This window comes from Picosynechococcus sp. NKBG15041c (assembly GCF_055380235.1).
In genome coordinates, this window is sequence record NZ_AP040363.1 from 2,506,080 (window position 1) to 2,524,763 (window position 18,684).

Genomic DNA, 18,684 nt, shown 5'->3' on the forward strand with positions numbered 1-18,684 from the left:
TATACTTTGAGAGGTGATGAAATATTTGCCCCGAAAAAAAAAGTCACAAAAAAACCAGCCACCCCTGAGGAATAACTGGTTGGTATTAGATGGTAGTTAGGGTGAATCAGAAAAGATTCAGCAACTTACCATTTGTTGTTTTCTGCTTGGTCAGCAACGTACGCTGCAACGTTGGCAATATCAGCATCGCTCAGACGACCACCAAAAGCAGGCATTGCGCCTTGGCCGTTGGTTACCTGGTAAGCAACAGCTTCTTCGAGGGATTTGCTGCCATCTTTGTAGCCAGCGAGGTAGGTTTTGAGGGCATCAGCCTTCAGGGTTTTGGTGGGCATAACGGCGTTGTTACCACCAGCGTGACAGGCAGCACAGTTCGCCGCAAAGACTTGAGCACCAGCTGCCGCATCAGCAGCAAAAGCAGGCGTACCGAAGGCAAAGACGGTGGCCAGGACAGTTAACGCAATCGCAAGTAATTTTTTCAAAGGAGTTTTCCTCTCAATGCTCTCAACAGAAAAGAATTTGGTTAAAGTTTAATATAATCAACCAGACTATATTTTATCGATCTTGCCGTTTGGTTCAAACGCATTGCCCAAAATTCCCCAAATTGTTTCAATTTGTCACGAAACTGACCTATGCAACCCACCCCTTCCCTTGCCGACAATCTGGCTGTAGTCAAGACTTGGGATCTCTGTAAGACTTACCGCACTGGCTTTTGGTTAAATAAAACCAGTGAATCACTCAAGCATTGTTCGTTATCGGTAGCAGCGGGGGAAACCTTTGGGCTTTTGGGGCCCAATGGTGCAGGCAAGACGACACTCCTTAAGATCTTGTTGGGAATTATTCGGCCCACGGCGGGTCATGCCACGTTACTGGGAAAACCCTTTGGCGATCGCCCAACACGGCAAAAAATCGGCTACCTGCCAGAAAATGCTTATTTTTATGATTTTTTGACAGCCTGGGAATTTCTTGAATTTACCGCTGGCCTATTCCAAATCCCGAAAGCCAAACGCCAAAAACGCATTAAAGCCCTTTTGGATACGGTGGGTCTGGCCCAGGAGGTGGCGAAAAAACGACAGCTCCGCAAGTATTCCAAGGGGATGCTCCAGCGGGTCGGTATGGCCCAAGCGCTGATTAACGACCCAGATTTAATCTTTTTCGATGAGCCGATGTCGGGGTTAGACCCCCTCGGTCGCTACCAGGTGCGAGAAATTATCCTGTCTCTGAAAGCCCAAGGTAAAACTATTTTCTTTAATTCTCACATTTTGGCGGATGTGGAGCTAATTTGCGATCGCCTGGCAATTTTGTCTAAGGGCGAAATTATTTGCCAAGGCACCTTAGATGAACTCTTGGGATCGGCAGATCGTTACCAGGTGATCATCGAAGGGGGGACCACAGAAGCGTTACAACCCTGGGTCCCGGATTTAACCCGCAAGGATCACCATTGGATCGGCCATTTGGAAGGAGATCCCCAGAAATTTATTGCCTTCCTTGGTTTGACAGGGGCAAAATTACTAGATCTTAAGTTGGCGCGAATTTCCCTGGAAGATTTCTTTATTCGCCAAATCCGTAGCCATGACCCCCAAGCCCATATTGAAGAAAATCTTCAGGCGATCGCCTAGGGATTAAAGCTAGAAAAAATCCCCTATCGGCATGGATAGGGGATCTTCAGAAGCGAATGGAATGTGACGCTTATTTAGCTGGGTCGAGTTTGGCGATCGCCGCTTCCATTTCTGAGGCAATCTTGGCTTCGAGTTCAGCGGAATCCGTTTCCATGTAAACCCGCATCAAGGGTTCTGTACCAGAGGGCCGCAGCAGAATCCAACTGCCATTTTCTAAATACAGCTTCACACCATCCTTAAGGCCGATTTCCTTCACTCCCAAGCCCGCAACAGCGCTGGGGGGCGTCGCTTTGTAGAAGTCGAGCACGGCTTTTTTGTGGGGTTCTTCGAGGTGTAGGTCCAGTCGTTTGTTAAAGAGGGGGCCATCAGCATCTTCGAGGGCTTCTTGCACCAACTGGGAAAGGGGCTTGCCAGCATAGGCGATCGCCTCCGCGACGAGCATATCTGCGAGAATCCCATCCTTTTCGGGAATGTGACCGAGCACACTCAGGCCACCGGATTCTTCCCCGCCGATCAAAACTGCCGTTTCGCGCATTTTTTCGCCGATATATTTAAAGCCAACCGCCGTTTCAAAAATCTCTAAGCCATATTTCGCCGCGAGATTATCAAGCAGGTGGGTTGTGGCCACTGTGCGGACGATCGCCCCCTTTTGGCCCTTGTTTTTCAGCAGGTGTCGGGCTAGGAGCAGTAAAATTGTATTGGGTGTTAAAACATTCCCCAGTTCATCGACGACCCCGAAGCGATCGCTATCTCCGTCCGTAGCTAGGCCGAGATCTGCCTGATCTGCTTTCACTGCTTCCACCAGACCCACCAACTGAGAGCCCTTTGGTTCTGGCATTCCCCCTCCAAAGAGGACGTCGCGGGTCGTGTTGAATGATTCTGTCTCACAGCCGCAGTGGGCCAACACCTCATCCAAATAGCCGCGGGAAGTGGAATAGAGAGCGTCATATTTCACCTTCAACCCCGCCGAGCGAATTTTTTCCACATCCAGAAGCGTATAGATAAACTTCAAATATTCTGGCTTGGGATCAAAGCGCGAAATGCGATCGCCATTTTTTCCCGTGGGCATTGCGTCAGAAGAGCCGGCAATATTCGCCACGATCGTATCGGTGATCTCTGGGGTCGCCGGGCCTGCATAGTCCGGAATATATTTGATCCCGCAGTAAGGAGCCGGGTTATGGCTGGCCGTAAACATCAAGGCACCGGCCGAATTTAGAGACTTTGCATTGTAGGCGATCACCGGCGTTGGGCAATCCCGGTCTACCACCTTCACCGTCCAACCGAGATCCGCAAGTACTTCCGCCGCCGTCTGGGCAAACTCATCCGCAAAAAAGCGGGTGTCATAGGCGATTAACACTGGTCGATCTTTGCTATATGCCGTTTCTAAATAACTGGCGATCGCCCGGGTCACCTTACACACATTTGCAAAGGTAAAATCATCAGCGATAATGCCGCGCCAGCCATCGGTGCCAAACTTGATCGGGGGATTGCTTGCAATACTCATGGAAGAAAACAGGGCTTGTTAAAATTCCCCTTTATCTTATCCGCAAGGGGGAAACCGAGAATGGCGATTTTTTTACAAAATTTCCCCGAAGACAGGCATTTTTTCAACGCATTAGATATTATTGGGTCTAATACTGGTTATCCCCAGAAAAACATTATCGGCAAGCAGCTGTTTTTCTATCCTTTGGGCGGTGCAAATTGTGTCTGAAGGAACATCACCAGCGGACGACCCGACCCAAACCCCTTGATCACATGGAGCGACAAACAACCGTGGCAACAACTGAACCCATCTCAACCTCCGCCAATGTGGCCCACCTCCAGCAAGAACTCCACCTGCGGGATCAACTGGTGCAACAGCTTTCCCAAGAGTTATTTCGGCTTGTGAAAGGAAATGATGATTCGATCGCAACAGCCGAAATAGAAGAGCAGTACCAAGCAGAAATCCAACAACTGCGGGAACAGTTCCAAGAAGTTGAGCAGCAGGTCGTTTTTTACCAAGAACAACTGGCCCAGAAGGATCAAGAAATTTCCCATCTACGTCAATCCGTGCAAGATTTAGGCGATCGCAGCCGGCGACTTGAGCAGGTGATTCAGGAGCTCCCCACCATTTATCGGCAAAAATTCGCTGAGAGAATGGCAGCGGTTCGCGATAAAGTAGAGAAGCTGCAAAGAGAAAACCGTCAACTCCATGCCGAATTACAGAGTGTCAGCTATCGCCTTGCAGTAAAAAACCGTCGTCATAGCCTGTCTGAGATTGAACTACCCACATTTAACCCCAAAGGTGGCAGCCCCATCCCGACGTTCAGTACCCTCTAAGGTTACGGTCTTAGTAAATGCTGAATTAAAGCATTCTGGCAAATTTATTTCCGCTTCCCCGGTGACAGAGCGGATGGTCAAGGCATTTAAAACAGCAATCTCACAGCAAAATCAAGGGGTCGAGGTTGAAGTTTTAACCCCAGCGATGGTGCGTCACGGCAACTCAGGCCAAGGTAGTGATGCCCTTGTCTGCCCTTTGACCATTGATCTGCCAGAACGCCTGACGTTCTCCCAGCAAAAAGTTTTTCAAGCCTGTCGTCAAATTGGCGATCGCCGCCAATGGGTACAGCAACATACCGCCCACCGCATCGCGAATCATAGTCACCTTGGTGACCACTGGCTACCCATTATTCACACGGCCAAAGGGCCTTTATATGGCGAGGTAATTGGGGAAGGGGTAATGCCAAATTCTTACCACCAGCCGATTAATGTCCGGGATGAGCAGCGACAAAATTTATATCACCTCGGTTATCGCCTCTTGGATTCCATTGAAGCAACCCCAGGGGTTTATCTGCTCCAGTTCTCCTTCGCGCCAGACCAACGTCTCATTTTCGATCGCCTCTGGCCTTTTCCGGCGGCGCCGGCGATCGCCTCTTTGCACTGCCAACAGCCTGATCTTTTCACCTGTCACTGGCGCTGTCTAACGGGTCAAAACATCACTGATGTGATTATCCCCCATCACCTCGCTGGCTAAGATCCGAGCCGACGACGGGATAGGGGTCTAGGAAAATGTCTAAGAAATGACGTTAATTTCCGGGCTAATTCTGGGGAAAAAAATTTAACGCCATTGTTTGTTTTCTAGATCGCGCACTTGGCGTTCGAGGCGATCGATGCGGCCCCGCAGTTCGTCCATTTCTGATTGGCGAGGAACACCTAGATCCCGCAAAATATTGCGCACCTGCCGCTCGAAGTAGGCTTCAGCATTGCCCTGTTCAAGTTTAAGTTGGCTCATCATATCATCGAGCATTTCTTTTGCTTGCTCTGGGTTAATGGTGCCTTCTTTGACCCATTGATCGCTCACTTCTTTGACCTTTTCCGCCACAATCGAAGTAGTGCCGATACCGATCATGAGCATTTGCTGTAGCCAATTATTGTTATCCATGCTGTGATTGTTCCAGACTGCGTGAGGTTTCCCGAAAATGGCCTTGGCCTTAGGTTAGAATAGCTTAACGAATTTGCACTATTTACATTTTAATGATGCCTGCTGTTTCTGAGTCCCAACGTATTGCCACTGTTACCCGGGTGACAGGTGAAACGAATGTAAAGGTTATGGTGAATTTAGACGGGACAGGGCAGTGTGCGGTCACTACAGGGGTGCCATTCCTCGATCATATGTTGCACCAGCTTTGTTCTCACGGGTTGTTAGATCTCGATATCCAGGCCCAAGGGGATTATGAAATTGATGATCACCACACCAATGAGGATGTGGGCATTACCCTGGGGATGGCGATCGCCAAAGCCATAGGCGATCGCAAAGGGATTCAGCGGTTTGGTCATTTTGTGGCGCCCCTCGATGAAGCCTTGGTACAAGTAGCCCTCGATTTTTCTGGGCGGCCCCACCTCAGCTATGGGTTAGAAATTCCCACGGAGCGGGTCGGCACCTACGACACCCAGTTAGTGCGAGAGTTTTTTGTGGCGATCGTCAACCATGCCCAGATGACAATCCACATCCGTCAACTGGATGGGATCAACTCCCACCACATCATCGAAGCGACGTTTAAAGCCTTTGCCCGAGCGGTACGCATGGCCCTAGAAATCGACCACCGCCGTGCTGCAACCATCCCCAGTTCCAAAGGCGTTCTGTAGAAACGGGCACATCAAAAGTACCCATAGAAGTGGGCCAGGGCTAACTCAAAAAAATAGGCGATCGCCTTAGCCGGAGTTTGATCTGATGTACTCCCCACCATTCTGTTATCCCCAGCAGATATCAAAGCAATTTTTAGGGTCCCATCGAGTAATCCGCTTTTGCCTTGGTCTCTATTTGAATTCATGGCAGTTTTGCACAGAGCAAGGCCCCGGCCAGGGATAGAATAGAGACGATTGATTTTTGTATATTCTTCTTTACTTATTCTTAACTTACTGAGTCCTATGGCAGTTGCAGCATCCCGCAAAACCGAGTATGAAGCGATTATTGGCCTAGAAACCCACTGTCAGCTTAATACCGCTAGCAAAATCTTTTGTCAGTGTTCGACGAAGTTTGAAAGTGATCCCAACAGCAATGTCTGCCCGATCTGCCTAGGCTATCCAGGGGTTTTGCCGGTTCTCAATGAAAAAGTTCTAGAGTCGGCGGTGAAAATGGGTCTGGCCCTCAAAGCGAAAATTAGTCCCTACAGCAAGTTTGACCGGAAACAATATTTCTACCCGGATCTGCCGAAAAATTACCAAATTTCCCAGTTTGATCTGCCGATTGTTGAACATGGCCAACTGGAAATCGAAATTGCTGACAAACCCAGCGATACTCCTGTTAAAAAAGTGATTGGGGTAACCCGCCTCCATATGGAAGAAGACGCTGGCAAATTAGTCCACGCGGGGAGCGATCGCCTCGCCGGTTCCACCTATTCCAAAGTAGACTTTAACCGCACAGGCATTCCCCTACTGGAGATCGTCTCGGAGCCAGATATCCGCTCCGGGAAAGAAGCCGCTGAATATGCCCAGGAATTGCGCCGCCTCGTTCGTTACCTAGGAGTTGGTGACGGCAATATGCAAGAAGGCTCCCTCCGCTGTGATGTGAACATTTCGATCCGCCCCGTTGGTCAGGAGGAATTTGGCACCAAAGTAGAGATCAAAAACATGAACTCCTTTAGTGCGATCCAAAAGGCGATCGACTATGAAATTGAGCGGCAAACCAAAGCCGTCGAAGCAGGTGAACCGATTTACCAAGAAACTCGCCTCTGGGATGAGAGCAGCCAGCGCACTTTCAGTATGCGCAAAAAAGAAGGCTCCAGCGATTACCGTTATTTTCCAGAGCCGGATCTGCCTCCCATCGAAGTGACCCAAGCACAATTAGAAAAATGGGCCGCCGAATTGCCCGAAACGCCCGCCCAAAAACGGGCCCGTTACGAAACAGAATATGGTCTTTCGGGCTATGACACCAGGGTGTTGACCGACGACCGGGATGTGGCGGAATATTTCGAAGCGGCCGTGGCAGCAGGAGCGGATCCCAAGCAGGTAACAAACTGGGTCACCCAAGATATTGCGGCCCATTTAAACAAAAGTGTTGGTCTTACCATTGGTGATCTACCCCTAACGGCGGTCCATTTGGCGGAGTTGGTGAACCTCATTAACGATGGCACCATCAGCGGCAAAATTGCCAAAGAGATCCTGCCAGAACTGCTGGAAAAAGGGGGCTCACCGAAGGCGATCGTCGAAAGCCGTGGGTTAACTCAGATTTCTGATACCGGCGCCCTCGAAGCGATGATTGATGAGATCTTGGCGGCAAATCCCGACAAGGTGGAACAGTTCCGCGCCGGGAAGACAAAACTGCAGGGCTTTTTTGTCGGTCAGTTGATGAAAAAAACCAGTGGCCGGGCTGATCCGCAACTGCTGAATCAACTTTTAGCCCAAAAGCTCCAGGGGTAACAGCCCACGATCTTCCTTCGAAAACAAAAACATTCCCTTAAATCTCCCTTTGAAGGGAGATTTTTTGGTTTGGAGGCTAATTAATGTCCGCTTCGGTGAGATATTGTTGCATCTGGGTAAGGGAAAGACCTGATTCAATAAAAACAGGATTAGCGGGATTGTAGGGACTCTGGAGGCGATCGATGCTTTGAATTGGTAGCGCTTCTGTCAGGATGGGGTTATCAGGATTAAAATCGGTGGGACGCATCAGGGAACTAGAGAAGCCTTTAAAGATCAAAATCTGATCTTCAACTGCTTCCTGACCGAGGCTCAGTAAAAGCACTTCTTGGGGATGTTGGAGAGTATAGGCTTCGAGTTGTTTGATTAGCTGTTGGGGGGCCATGGCATCCTCTCTAGAAATGATGATCCATTTAGAATAAATGACTTAATATTTAAGCATTCTTTACCCAAAGGCTGCTTTTCTTTGTTTACAAGGTTACAGTGGCTTTTATTGATCTCCGCCTGATGTTGTGCGATGACCGACGCTAATCTATCTCCTGAAATTCCGATTCGTAATTTTGATGCGGCAAAACAGACGGCGCTGTTTCAAACGTTAAAGAAGCCACAGTTTACAGGCTGTTTGATTTTGACAGACCCGCGATCGCGGCAATGGTCTTTTTTTGTTTATTTCGGGCGGCTGATCTATGGAACAGGGGGAACCCATGGGGTACGGCGGTGGCGACGGCATTTAACGGCCCAAATGCCCCATATTGCGGCGAATACACAGCTATTACAGCAGAGTCTCACCACCCTGAAACTGGGGGAGATTAAGCTGCACTGGGAATATGATTTACTCCAGGCTTGGCATTTGCAGCAACGGATTACCCGAGAACAAATTCAAAAAATGATTGAGGCGATCGCCACGGAGATCTTTTTTGAAGTGAGCCAGAGTACGGAGATCACCTATCGGTTTCAGCCGATGGTCGAACATGAAGAACCATTAATTCTCATCGATCCAGCCCAGAGTATTCGCAAGGCTTGGCAACTGTTTGAGCAGTGGAATACTCTGGCGATCGCCCACATTTCTCCCCAGGCGGCCCCAGTGATCGTCCAACCCGACTTGCTTGAAGCGCGTTCTTCGGCCGCCAACTATCGTTTATTAACTAATCTAGTGACGGGGCGGCGGACGTTTTGGGATTTATCAATGCGCCTGAAACAAGATATTTCCCAGGTGGCTCGGCTGTTGATACCCTACATGAAATTGGGGTTTATTGATGTGCAGCTGCTCGATGACCTGCCAACTCCAGTGCCGATTGTGAGCCACCCTGTTCAACCAGCAGAAACAAAAAATTCACCCCTGATCGCCTATCTAAGCCTTAACCCAGAGCAACATCAACAGCTTGGCCCCAGTTTTAAGCAGCATCATTACCGTTACCTGGCGATCGCCGACTTACAGAAAGCATTACCGACCCTGTTAACCACAAAGCCAAATTTGATTCTTTTAGACCAAGATCTGGGGGATAGCACCAATGGACTGGAATTTTGCACCCAACTGAAAAAGCTTTCTTTATTTCGACAGACCCCGGTGTTAATCTTGGCTGAGAGTCATAGCTTTTTGGAGCGCGTAAAAGGCCGGCTCACAGGGGCCACGGATTTTGTGGTTAAAACCAACAATCCAGAGACACTTCTGAAAGCATTGCAAAAATATGTCCGTTAAGCGGCCCAGTTATGTGCAGAAAAAATCTCCCCCAATCACCTTAGGGAAGAAATCGACAAATTATAAAATTATTTTGAGAATTGCAATCTAAATGCCGCGTTTCACAGCGAGATTTGCTTTTTCAAACTCACTGGTTAAGCGGGTCTTGAGTTTTTCGGGTAAGGGGCGACTACCAAAGGAGCTATAGTAACCAGCCAACGCATTTAGAGCCGTTTGCATCGTCGTAAAGGAGCGCAACCCGGATGTTTTTGGATCGCGGCGGTAGCGAGAAGTATATTCATTCATCTGGAGACGAGCGGCTTCTTGAACTTCAGTGCGATTGGGGGCATCAGCGGGCAGTTGGATTGCAGTGGTCAGATTTTCTACGACCAGCAGGGTATCATCGACATATTTTCCGGTCAGGCCACTGGCACTAGTCCCACTACAGGCGGTTAAACCAGTAAAGCTCACCATGACGACTAAAGCGAAGGTCAGCAGGCGAGCTAAAAATTTCTTTAACATAGTTTTTCGGTATAGGAAGGCACGTTAAAAGTTAGCTTTTATCCTACCGCGAAAACTTCCTCCTTGCCTGTTCATCGCATTGTCTAACACGGTTACAGCGGCATCAGCATAGAGGCATCTACCAGCACCGAGGCTTGGTCAGTAACTTGGAGATTGGCCCCTAGCTTTCCCTGGGGATCGAGGCGTTGCTCAAAAAAAGTCTGGCAGTGGTTGTGCTCGTCTGCCAGGATCACTTTTGCCGTGTGACCCCGCTCTAAAACATCAGTGCGATCACGCAATTCATAGGCCGCCACAATCAGGCGATCGCCTGGGGTACAGAGATGGGCCGCCGCACCATTGAGGCAGACCACACCACTGTCCCGCGCACCGGGGAGCACATAGGTAGTCAAGCGGTTGCCATTTTCCAGATTCCAGATATTCACTTCCTCTAAGGGCAAAATGCCGACCTTTTCGATCAGAGCCTGGTCAATGGTGATGCTCCCCACATAATCCAGCTCTGCCTGGGTCACCCGCACATGGTGGAGTTTTGCATGCATCAGTTTAATTTGCGCCATGGTCAACCAGAAAAGTAAAGGTGGAGAAAGTTGAAAGATGATGTTGTTGTTGAGATTGGGAAAACATCCCCCTAAATCCCCTTTGTGAAGGGAGAGCGAAGACATTTTATTGCTGTTGCACCCAGTGGACAAAATTTTTGAGGATTTTGAGGCCGAGGGTCGAAGATTTTTCGGGGTGGAATTGCATCGCCACAAGATTATCCTTGGCGATCGCCGCTGTGACTGTTTGGCTGCCGTGGGTGACTGTGGCGGCATTCACCCGAACATCCGTCGGGGCTACATAGAACGAATGAACAAAGTAAACATAGGGATTTTCTGGGAGGCCCTGCCAAATGGGATGGTCTGGCTGGGTCAACTGTAATGGATTCCAGCCCATGTGGGGAATGGTGATCCCAGGTTCTGGCTGAAAACGTTTGACTCGGCCAGGAATTGCCCCTAGGCCTTTTTCTTGGCCTTCGGCAGAACTTTCAAACAAAATTTGCATCCCCAAACAAATGCCGAGAAACGGTTTACCGCTGGCGATCGCCTGATGGAGTGGTGCTTCTAAGTGGCGGTCGCGCAGATGGCGCATCGCAGGGTCAAAGGCCCCCACACCGGGCAGCAAAACCGCATCGGCCCCAAGAATTTCTTCGGCTTGATCGGTAACCATCGGGACGGCTCCGGCTTTTTCTAGGGCTTTACAGGCGGAGTGGAGATTCCCCATGTCATAATCAACGACCGCAATTTTTACCATCTTCAATCGCCCGTAAGTTCACAGAAAGCTATAACATACACCACAAAAGGTCCTTGATCCTAACCATTCTTCGGGAAATATTCGCCTCAATTCTCTGGTGCTTCAAGACGCCATTCGGACAATGGCCGCATGACTCCATTACGAAAATCTAGGGGCAAAACAAGCACTGTTTCTTGCGCATCTAAACGGCCATAAATTTTGGTGCGGTCAAAATTCTCTGTCCCCAAGGTCAATTGGGTCTGCTGTCCGCCTTGGGTTTGGGCCGTAATTGTAGCGTAGGGTGGGGCTAAACCGTAATCTCCTAAAGTCGTGGCCTCGCTCAAAAAAGCCTCGTAGGGTTGGGGCTCTGTCAAAAGATTCAATAAAAAGGCGATCGCCCCTCGATTGGCCACCACTTCAACTGGTTCGACCAACCACCACTGGGCGATCGGTGCAGAACGTTGCTCAAAAATAAGCGTTTCACCGTTCACATTGAGGGTGATGGCTTGAATTTCTGTGGCAGCAAAAGGGAATAAGGGCGCTGCGATCGCGGCGGTGGATGCTTCTTCTTGCCTTAAATGCTGCCGTTGGGTCACAATCCAGACTCCACTGGCTAGGGTCAAGGCGATCACCAAGTAAATTACCGTACTCCGTCGTAACATTGCTGATTTTGGCACTTTTAAGTGCGGAGATATTGCACCAAGGCCCGTAGCCCCAAACGATAACTTTCAGCCCCAAAGCCACAGATTTGACCGATGGCGATTGGTGCAATGTACGAATGGTGCCGAAACGCTTCCCGTTGATGAATATTACTCAGGTGAACCTCTACTACTGGCAAACTAACGGCAGCAAAGGCATCTCGCAGGGCAACACTGGTGTGGGTATAGGCGGCAGGATTAATGAGAATGCCAGAAAAGTTTTCCCTTGCGGCTTGAATCTTGTCAACCAGAATCCCCTCATGGTTGGACTGGAAACAATGTAAAGAGACATCCAGGGTGGCCGCATCGGCTTCAAGCAACGCGTTAATGTCTTGGAGAGTCGTGGAACCATAAATCTCGGGTTCACGTAGACCCAACAGGTTCAAGTTCGGCCCATGCAGCACTAGAACTTTTAAGCTAGACAACGGCGTTTAACCTAACACAAGTTTAAGTAAAAGGAGATCTAAAATCCCGGAAGAAAAAATTTTAGTAGCGACGACGCTGACGATCATGGACAGGGATCGGAATGAGCTCGGGTTCAGGCTCGGCGGCAGGCCCGAGGAGAGTCTCAATGACTTTACCCGCCCATTCTCTGAGTTTTTCCAGTACTTTTTCGATATAGCCCATCAAAAAGACGACTCCTGTAAACTCGACATGCCACGATCCAATGTACCTATGATAAATCTCGGGGTTTTTGAGAACGTGGTTTTTGTAGATATATTAAGAATAACACAGGCTTTTGGGTCGGCGATCGCCCCATGGCAGTTCTTTTTTAGGATTATCCCTGAGAAACACCTGTCTTTTCGTAACAAAACTTTAAATTTTCCCGTTCATTAACCATCGTCGGAGACCATCCAAGGCATCACAGGCACTGAGATAACGGATGAAATCGCGGTCGCGGTCAGTACCGTAGCGGTGGGTGTGGCTATAGACTTGGTTGTCGGGAGCAGCCCAAGCAAGGCAAACTAGGCCCACGGGTTTAGCGGAGTCGTCACTCCTGGGGCCAGCAATGCCTGTGACGCCCACTCCCCAATCAGTGTTTAGCCTAGTTTTCACGCCCAAAGCCATTTGTTCGGCAACCTTTTCACTAACGGCCCCTTGTGCTTGTAAATCTTGGGGATTGACGCCTAGAACGTTGGTTTTTACGACGTTAGCATAGGCAGTGATGCCGCCGATAAAGTAATCAGAACTGCCGGAAACAGTGGTAATGAGTGCCCCTAGCCCTCCCCCTGTACAGGATTCTGCAACACTGAGGGTCTGCTGCTTTTTTCGGAGTAAATCACCCACCACCTGGGCAAGGGTTGTTTGGTCAGAGCCGAAATAATCCAGCCCCGCGATCGCCTTAATTTCGGCCACCACCGGCTCAATTAATCTTTTTGCTTCGGTAATGGAATTGGCTCGGGCCGCCACCCGTAATTTCACTTCCCCCTTGGAGGCATAGGGGGCGACAGTGGGATTGCTTCGGTTAAATAAATGGTTAACTTTAGCTGCTAGGGTAGATTCGCCAATGCCCCAAAAGCGCATCATTTCGCTATGGATGATCGTCTGACCATAGCCCTGGGCTTGGAGGTAGGGGACAGCGGTATCTTGCCACATCCGCTTCATTTCGCTGGGAACCCCGGGAAAGGTCAAAATCGTCAAATTTTCGACTGGCTGCCAAATCATCCCGGGAGCTGTGCCAGTGGGATTGGGCAAAATCATCGCCCCTTCGGGTAAAAGAGCTTGTTTGCGATTGTTGGCGGTCATGGCACGGCCCCGGTTCGCAAATTTTGTGGTGATGTCGGCGATAATTTCTGGCCGTTCCACCAAGGGCATGTGGAAGTAACTGGCGATCGCCTCGGTGGTGAGATCGTCCGGTGTGGGGCCGAGCCCCCCGGTGAAGACAAGAATTTCGCTACCCCGTTGCCGCGCTACATCGAGAAGAGAATGGATCCGGGCGATGTTATCCCCCACCACGGACTGGAAATAATGGGCAATGCCGAGTTTTGCAAATTCTTGGGCGAGGTACTGGCTATTGCTGTTAACAATATCCCCCAAAAGGATTTCGGTGCCGACACAAATGATTTCCGCCGCCATAGTACTCCTTGCTAAAAAGGCGATCGCCTTCCCCTACAGATTAAATATTTTTGATCCTTAAAAAAAGCCCACAACAGGACTTGAACCTGCGACCGGCTGATTACAAATCAGCTGCTCTACCAACTGAGCTACGTGGGCATTGGTGATTAAACCGTATATGAGTATAGCAAGAGCAGCCCCAGGATTGTCAAGTATTTTGTCGGCGTTAAACCAAGCCACTATCCATTGCCCAGCGAGCCAGCTCTGTGCGATTACCTAAGCTTGTTTTATTCAACATATTTGAAACATGGCTTTCAACCGTGCGTTGACTAACCTTGAGAATTTCGGCGATCTCTCGGTTAGACAGCCCCTGGGAGACGAAGCCTACCACCTTAGTTTCTGTGGGGGTCAGCTCTACATAGCTTGGGACTCGAAAGGTGGGAGGTTTGTGGGTCATCCCAGAATGGTCAAGGATGCGACGGGCTTGGCTCAGGGAAGATTCCACCTGGGCCACTAGTTCTTCTGGCTCGAAGGGTTTAACCAGGTAAACATCGGCCCCTTGATTCAAGCCTTCGATGCGATCGCGGGTTTGCCCTTTGGCGGAGAGAAAGATCACCGGTAACCAACTCGTCTCAGGATTTTGCCGGACATTTTGGATGAAAGTGTAGCCGTCCATTTCGGGCATCATGACATCGCAAATAATGAGATCGGGCGTTGTATTTGCCAAGATTTCGAGGCCTTCGGCACCATTGGCGGCGGTGAGAATGTCATAACCGCGAAATTCCAGGTAGTCGCGCACCAGCAAGATTAGGTTGGGGTCATCGTCAACTAAGAGTAAAGTGGCACCTTGGGAATTGGGGGAATCGCTCATGGCAGGGATGGGGGCGCAGGGGGTCAAGATTAGCCAAATCTTAGCAGAGGAATTTTCTCCGGGATCAGAGGGGATAGTTGTCTAGGGCAGTTCGGGGAGGGGATGGGTCGTGAAAACATAATCAGTCACCGGGCGATCGCCTAACAAATGCTCCTGAATAATCCGCTCAATCACCGGGGGGGTGGCATTGTGATACCAAATCCCATCGGGATAAACCAGCAGAATCGGCCCTTGACTACAAACCCGTAAGCAGTTTGCTTTGGTGCGAAAAATATGGGGAGAGTCATCACTTGGGCCATCAAGTCCCAGTTCCTTAAGACGTTTTTTGAGGTAGTCCCAAGCCGCAATACTGGCCTGTTTATCACAACATTTGGGTTTGGTCTGGTCGGCACAAATAAAGATATGGCGATCAATCCGGTCAAGACCGAGATTTTCTGCACAGACCTTGAGACTTGCAATACATTGTTCAGCCATGGTTACAGCTTCTCCATTGGGAATGGAAACAATTTTACCGAGCCACGACCTCTCGTCGCGAAGGAAGGAACGTTGGGGGATACACTATAGAGAATCAAAAATTTTGAATATTGGTTTGATTCCTATGGATCTGATGCTAAAAGATGCCTTTGCTCAAGGTCGAGCACTCAAAGTAATTAGTGGTTTAAACAATTTTGATGCAGCTAACGTGCTGGCAGTGGCTCGGGCAGCAGAAGCAGGTGGCGCAACTTTTGTAGATATTGCGGCGGATGCAAATTTGATCCGTCAGGTAAAAGCGGCCATTGCTCTCCCCGTGTGTGTTTCAGCAGTAGAACCCCAAAAATTGGTTGCAGCAGTGGCGGCCGGGGCTGATCTGGTAGAAATTGGGAATTTCGATGCGTTCTATGCCCAAGGGATTCGCTTCGAGGCAGAAGAAGTGCTTGCGATCACCAAAGAAACCCGCGCTTTACTCCCCAATGTAGTCCTTTCTGTGACCGTGCCCCACATTCTCGCTCTCGATGAACAGGTTGCCCTGGCTGAGCAGCTTGTGGAAGCAGGTGCTGACATTATCCAAACCGAAGGTGGCACTTCTAGTCAGCCTGTCAGTGCGGGTACCCTCGGTCTAATTGAAAAGGCAGCGCCCACCTTGGCGGCAGCCCATGCTATTTCCCGTGCAGTAGATGTCCCTGTTCTTTGTGCATCAGGGCTTTCTGATGTGACGGCCCCCATGGCGATCGCCGCTGGTGCTGCGGGGATTGGGGTTGGCTCTGCGATTAACAAGCTCAATGATCCCTTGGCGATGGTCGCTACTGTGCGCCAGTTAGTCGAAGCGTTGGATCGCGCAGCTATTGGCGTACAGGCTTAGTTTTGCCTTTTGGTTGAGCGGGCTCATCAGTTCAAAAGTTAAAGTAAAACCCTCCGAATCAATGGAGGGTTTTACTTTGGGAACTGTTGTAGCGCTACTCAGGACAGTAATAATTGGTGAAGACAGTTGTTCATGAGAAAGTACACAACCATCATGGCGGCAGCGGCGGCTGCCACTAGGGTTCCGGCCAACATCAGGGAAAACTCCTGTTGGTCAAATGCTTGTTGCATGAGGTGGAGTGACCACGCTACAAGTGCAACATCAAAGATGAGAATCGGAACCAGCATGTTTTAATTTTTGTTAACTTAAGTTTATTTTAGTACATCATCTTCTGATTTCGGGGAAAAAGTTTAGGGTGTTTTAAGATTTGCGCGGAGAGAAAAGCCTTTATTTTGAAAGTTTTGCGGGGATCATTCACCTCTAGAGCGAAACAACCCACTGATTTTGTTTTTTGTCAAGTGCAGAGAGACAGACATCGGGCTAAATGGGGATTGGGGGTTGGCGATCGCCAACCCCCAATCAAGCGAATAATTATGTTCGGGTTTCAATGCCCGTTGCTCCTAAGGTAGAGTCAGGTTTCCCAAGGAAGGGAAACAATGCTAAAACATTTGGGTAGCAAAATTCTTTAAACATCACGTTGTCGTTCTTTGGGCATGATCAGCAGTAGCCAACTTGTTCTCGGTGGTGGCCTAGCCCTAGGTTCCGTCTTTTGGGTGGAATTGGTGCGGGATTTATACCATGTCTTAGCTCATATTTGGGCGCCTGTCGGTCAGCTCCATGCTTGGCATCACCGGGTATTTCGGCGCGATTTGACCCCAGTGAGCGAAGAAATTTATCGGAAAGCCCATTGGTACAACGATGTGCCCGAAGCGCTGGTCATGCTGACCTTTGGGCTGTTGTTCTGGGGTCTATTGCTGAGTCTGTCGGTACCAACGGCTTGGTTGGGTTTAGCGGGTTGTCTATATACCTTGTCTTTTTTGGGGGCGGCGATCGCCCGGGGTTTGGGACTGCCCTACGCCGAAGAATTAACGGATCTGACCCACCGTCCAGGGGCGTTTACGGAGTTGCCGGGGGATTGGTGGGTCAATCGCCCTTACCACTGGCGACACCATTTTGAAAACCAAGAGGCTTATTATTGTGGCACATTTACCCTGGTAGATAAGCTCATGGGCACAGCACTTTCCCTGAAAGGTAAACGCGTTGCCGTGACGGGGGCTTCGGGCACCCTAGGCCGAGCACTCCTCACGGAATTGCACCAGGCGGGGGCGAAGGCGATCGCCCTCACTTCCAGTTCAGAATCGCTTTCGATTGGGATTCATCAACAGGATGTTCCTTTGCCCACTGTTACTTGGCAAATTGGAGCTGAAGCGGATCTCTTAGACACCCTCAAAAAAGTTGATATCCTCGTGCTCAATCACGGGATCAATGTCCATGGCGATCGCACCCCTGAAGCCATCCACAAATCCTATGAGATCAATACCTTTTCCCAGCAGCGGTTAATGGCGTTATTCCTCAGCACCGTCGAAACCAATCAAGACCGGGTGCGCAAAGAAATTTGGGTCAATACCTCCGAAGCGGAAGTAAGCCCAGCAGTAAGTCCTCTCTATGAACTCAGCAAACGGGCCTTGGGCGATCTTGTAACCCTCCAACGGCTCGATGCCCCCATTGTGATTCGCAAGCTCATCCTCGGGCCATTTAAGAGCGCCCTCAATCCAGTGGGGGTCATGTCAGCGAACTGGGTGGCCAAACGCATTGTTGGGGGGGCTCGCCGGGATTTTCGTAATATTATCGTCACCATTAACCCCCTCACTTATGTCCTGTTTCCCATCAAAGAATTTTTTGTGGCAAGCTATTTTAAGCTGTTCAGTCGCGGAGCCTAATTGATGGAAGCTCTAGGCCGCTTTATTGCCATGTCCCTGATTGCGGTGGTGATCATCAGCATGGCAGTGGTTTCAATCCAAAATATTGAGCTGGTTTCCCTGCGCTTCTTGATCTGGGAATCGGCTCGCTTTCCCTTTGGGATCCTGTTGGCTTTTGGGGTGAGCCTAGGGGTGATCTGCGGTAGTTTTTTATCGATTGGGGCGCGCCGTTAGGGAAGGTAAGAAAAACCCTTATGATGATGTCTTGTGAGTTTGTCGGGCTAATCTATGGATGATTTGCTGAAAGGTTTAAATATTTATCTCATCGGCATGATGGGCACAGGAAAAAGTACCCTCGCGGAAATTATCGCAGAGTTGATGAATTACCGCAGTTTGGATTCGGACAGCATCATCGAGACCTTGGCAAAGCGATCGATTAACGAGATCTTTGCAGAAATGGGGGAGTCAGAATTTCGCAACCTAGAGACCCAAGTCCTCAAGCAAATTGCGGTGCAAACGCGGACCGTGGTCGCCACTGGGGGGGGAATCGTGGTTTCCCAGGCCAATTGGTATTATCTGCGCCAGGGTTTGACGATTTGGTTGGATGTGCCTGTACCCGTTTTAGTCGATCGCCTCAGGAGTGATACATCGCGGCCGCTGCTCCAAAATGTCGATCTCGAAAGAAAGTTGGGGCAACTGCTCCAGCAACGGCGATCGCTCTATGGTGAGGCTGATTTGCATGTGCAAATTTCTGGCAATCGCCCCCCCCGAGCTGTGGCAGAAGATATTATTGCCCAAATTCCTTCGGTGCTGCGTAAACCACCGGAATTTATTGGCGATCGCCCCCCAAAGGACAGGACCTAAAAAGTCTCCAAAATGCTAGTC

General features: G+C 49.7%; 26 protein-coding genes and 1 tRNA gene. 11 read left to right on the forward strand and 16 right to left on the reverse strand.

What is annotated here, in order from left to right:
- Positions 1-125: 125 nt before the first annotated feature.
- Entirely contained in the window at positions 126-479 is a 354-nt protein-coding gene (locus ACZ45B_RS12015) for a c-type cytochrome (RefSeq protein ID WP_024545242.1), read from the reverse strand.
- 150 nt (positions 480-629) lie between these two features.
- On the opposite strand from ACZ45B_RS12015, the gene ACZ45B_RS12020 reads away from it, so the two are divergent.
- Positions 630-1,616 (forward strand): ABC transporter ATP-binding protein, encoded by a 987-nt coding sequence (locus ACZ45B_RS12020; protein ID WP_024545243.1) that lies wholly within the window; start codon positions 630-632, stop codon positions 1,614-1,616.
- A gap of 70 nt (positions 1,617-1,686) precedes the next feature.
- Here ACZ45B_RS12020 and ACZ45B_RS12025 read toward each other — a convergent pair whose 3' ends face one another.
- Positions 1,687-3,120 (reverse strand): phosphoglucomutase/phosphomannomutase family protein, encoded by a 1,434-nt coding sequence (locus tag ACZ45B_RS12025; protein WP_024545244.1) that lies wholly within the window; start codon positions 3,118-3,120, stop codon positions 1,687-1,689.
- A 60-nt stretch (positions 3,121-3,180) separates the two neighbouring features.
- Here ACZ45B_RS12025 and ACZ45B_RS12030 point away from each other — a divergent pair, with 60 nt between their 5' ends.
- The 3 genes from ACZ45B_RS12030 (at position 3,181) to ACZ45B_RS12040 (ending at position 4,629) form a co-directional block, all read left to right on the forward strand.
- Complete coding sequence (locus ACZ45B_RS12030) at positions 3,181-3,327, forward strand: hypothetical protein (protein ID WP_464674877.1); 147 nt, start codon at positions 3,181-3,183, stop codon at positions 3,325-3,327.
- Between the two features lie 62 nt (positions 3,328-3,389).
- Positions 3,390-3,935 carry an Npun_F5560 family protein gene (locus ACZ45B_RS12035; protein WP_024545245.1) on the forward strand — a complete coding sequence of 182 codons (546 nt, stop codon included), beginning with the start codon at positions 3,390-3,392 and terminating at the stop codon, positions 3,933-3,935.
- The gene (locus tag ACZ45B_RS12040) at positions 3,901-4,629 is read left to right on the forward strand and encodes a hypothetical protein (RefSeq protein ID WP_024545246.1); all 729 of its coding nucleotides are present in this window, start codon (positions 3,901-3,903) and stop codon (positions 4,627-4,629) included. Before ACZ45B_RS12035 ends, ACZ45B_RS12040 begins: the two co-directional genes overlap by 35 nt.
- A gap of 84 nt (positions 4,630-4,713) precedes the next feature.
- On the opposite strand, the gene ACZ45B_RS12045 is transcribed toward ACZ45B_RS12040, so the two are convergent.
- Positions 4,714-5,037: a phasin family protein gene (locus ACZ45B_RS12045; protein ID WP_024545247.1), complete on the reverse strand. Its 324-nt coding sequence runs from the start codon at positions 5,035-5,037 to the stop codon at positions 4,714-4,716.
- 95 nt (positions 5,038-5,132) lie between these two features.
- Here ACZ45B_RS12045 and hisB point away from each other — a divergent pair, with 95 nt between their 5' ends.
- Positions 5,133-5,741, forward strand: a complete 609-nt coding sequence (hisB, locus tag ACZ45B_RS12050) for an imidazoleglycerol-phosphate dehydratase HisB (RefSeq protein ID WP_464675026.1) — start codon at positions 5,133-5,135, stop codon at positions 5,739-5,741.
- Between the two features lie 11 nt (positions 5,742-5,752).
- Here hisB and ACZ45B_RS12055 read toward each other — a convergent pair whose 3' ends face one another.
- Entirely contained in the window at positions 5,753-5,926 is a 174-nt protein-coding gene (locus tag ACZ45B_RS12055) for a hypothetical protein (RefSeq protein WP_158505977.1), read from the reverse strand.
- A 97-nt stretch (positions 5,927-6,023) separates the two neighbouring features.
- Between ACZ45B_RS12055 and gatB the strand changes: the two genes are divergently transcribed.
- Positions 6,024-7,514, forward strand: a complete 1,491-nt coding sequence (gene gatB, locus ACZ45B_RS12060; protein WP_024545250.1) for an Asp-tRNA(Asn)/Glu-tRNA(Gln) amidotransferase subunit GatB — start codon at positions 6,024-6,026, stop codon at positions 7,512-7,514.
- Positions 7,515-7,590: 76 nt separating this feature from the next.
- Here the strand turns inward: gatB and ACZ45B_RS12065 are convergent, their stop codons facing one another.
- Positions 7,591-7,896, reverse strand: coding sequence for a DUF7734 family protein (locus ACZ45B_RS12065; protein WP_024545251.1), 306 nt, complete (start codon positions 7,894-7,896; stop codon positions 7,591-7,593).
- A gap of 132 nt (positions 7,897-8,028) precedes the next feature.
- Here ACZ45B_RS12065 and ACZ45B_RS12070 point away from each other — a divergent pair, with 132 nt between their 5' ends.
- The gene (locus tag ACZ45B_RS12070) at positions 8,029-9,210 is read left to right on the forward strand and encodes a response regulator (RefSeq protein WP_096418842.1); all 1,182 of its coding nucleotides are present in this window, start codon (positions 8,029-8,031) and stop codon (positions 9,208-9,210) included.
- Positions 9,211-9,297: 87 nt separating this feature from the next.
- Here the strand turns inward: ACZ45B_RS12070 and psb27 are convergent, their stop codons facing one another.
- The 10 genes from psb27 to ACZ45B_RS12120 form a co-directional block, all read right to left on the reverse strand.
- On the reverse strand, positions 9,298-9,711 hold the full coding sequence (gene psb27, locus ACZ45B_RS12075; protein WP_024545252.1) for a photosystem II protein Psb27: 414 nt from the start codon (positions 9,709-9,711) through the stop codon (positions 9,298-9,300).
- 92 nt (positions 9,712-9,803) lie between these two features.
- Entirely contained in the window at positions 9,804-10,265 is a 462-nt protein-coding gene (gene panD, locus ACZ45B_RS12080; protein ID WP_024545253.1) for an aspartate 1-decarboxylase, read from the reverse strand.
- Between the two features lie 106 nt (positions 10,266-10,371).
- Positions 10,372-10,998: an imidazole glycerol phosphate synthase subunit HisH gene (hisH, locus tag ACZ45B_RS12085; RefSeq protein WP_024545254.1), complete on the reverse strand. Its 627-nt coding sequence runs from the start codon at positions 10,996-10,998 to the stop codon at positions 10,372-10,374.
- A gap of 86 nt (positions 10,999-11,084) precedes the next feature.
- On the reverse strand, positions 11,085-11,639 hold the full coding sequence (locus ACZ45B_RS12090) for a DUF4340 domain-containing protein (RefSeq protein WP_051352899.1): 555 nt from the start codon (positions 11,637-11,639) through the stop codon (positions 11,085-11,087).
- A 17-nt stretch (positions 11,640-11,656) separates the two neighbouring features.
- The gene (aroQ, locus tag ACZ45B_RS12095; RefSeq protein ID WP_024545256.1) at positions 11,657-12,100 is read right to left on the reverse strand and encodes a type II 3-dehydroquinate dehydratase; all 444 of its coding nucleotides are present in this window, start codon (positions 12,098-12,100) and stop codon (positions 11,657-11,659) included.
- A gap of 61 nt (positions 12,101-12,161) precedes the next feature.
- Positions 12,162-12,305: a hypothetical protein gene (locus tag ACZ45B_RS12100; RefSeq protein WP_156785477.1), complete on the reverse strand. Its 144-nt coding sequence runs from the start codon at positions 12,303-12,305 to the stop codon at positions 12,162-12,164.
- A 186-nt stretch (positions 12,306-12,491) separates the two neighbouring features.
- The gene (locus ACZ45B_RS12105) at positions 12,492-13,751 is read right to left on the reverse strand and encodes a competence/damage-inducible protein A (RefSeq protein ID WP_024545257.1); all 1,260 of its coding nucleotides are present in this window, start codon (positions 13,749-13,751) and stop codon (positions 12,492-12,494) included.
- Between the two features lie 65 nt (positions 13,752-13,816).
- Positions 13,817-13,889 (reverse strand) — tRNA-Thr (locus tag ACZ45B_RS12110).
- A gap of 67 nt (positions 13,890-13,956) precedes the next feature.
- On the reverse strand, positions 13,957-14,601 hold the full coding sequence (locus ACZ45B_RS12115) for a response regulator transcription factor (protein WP_024545258.1): 645 nt from the start codon (positions 14,599-14,601) through the stop codon (positions 13,957-13,959).
- An 81-nt stretch (positions 14,602-14,682) separates the two neighbouring features.
- Positions 14,683-15,075, reverse strand: a complete 393-nt coding sequence (locus ACZ45B_RS12120; RefSeq protein WP_024545259.1) for a (2Fe-2S) ferredoxin domain-containing protein — start codon at positions 15,073-15,075, stop codon at positions 14,683-14,685.
- Positions 15,076-15,199: 124 nt separating this feature from the next.
- Here ACZ45B_RS12120 and ACZ45B_RS12125 point away from each other — a divergent pair, with 124 nt between their 5' ends.
- Positions 15,200-15,940 carry a DUF561 domain-containing protein gene (locus tag ACZ45B_RS12125; RefSeq protein ID WP_024545260.1) on the forward strand — a complete coding sequence of 247 codons (741 nt, stop codon included), beginning with the start codon at positions 15,200-15,202 and terminating at the stop codon, positions 15,938-15,940.
- Positions 15,941-16,038: 98 nt separating this feature from the next.
- Here ACZ45B_RS12125 and ACZ45B_RS12130 read toward each other — a convergent pair whose 3' ends face one another.
- Positions 16,039-16,227: a hypothetical protein gene (locus ACZ45B_RS12130; RefSeq protein ID WP_024545261.1), complete on the reverse strand. Its 189-nt coding sequence runs from the start codon at positions 16,225-16,227 to the stop codon at positions 16,039-16,041.
- A gap of 366 nt (positions 16,228-16,593) precedes the next feature.
- Between ACZ45B_RS12130 and ACZ45B_RS12135 the strand changes: the two genes are divergently transcribed.
- Genes ACZ45B_RS12135 through ACZ45B_RS12145 form a run of 3 tightly spaced genes read left to right on the forward strand, consistent with a single transcriptional unit; the run spans position 16,594 to position 18,663 of the window.
- Positions 16,594-17,820, forward strand: a complete 1,227-nt coding sequence (locus ACZ45B_RS12135; protein ID WP_024545262.1) for a bifunctional sterol desaturase/short chain dehydrogenase — start codon at positions 16,594-16,596, stop codon at positions 17,818-17,820.
- A gap of 3 nt (positions 17,821-17,823) precedes the next feature.
- Positions 17,824-18,033, forward strand: a complete 210-nt coding sequence (locus tag ACZ45B_RS12140) for a lipopolysaccharide assembly protein LapA domain-containing protein (RefSeq protein ID WP_024545263.1) — start codon at positions 17,824-17,826, stop codon at positions 18,031-18,033.
- 54 nt (positions 18,034-18,087) lie between these two features.
- Positions 18,088-18,663, forward strand: coding sequence for a shikimate kinase (locus tag ACZ45B_RS12145; RefSeq protein ID WP_024545264.1), 576 nt, complete (start codon positions 18,088-18,090; stop codon positions 18,661-18,663).
- The last annotated feature ends 21 nt before the right edge of the window (positions 18,664-18,684 follow it).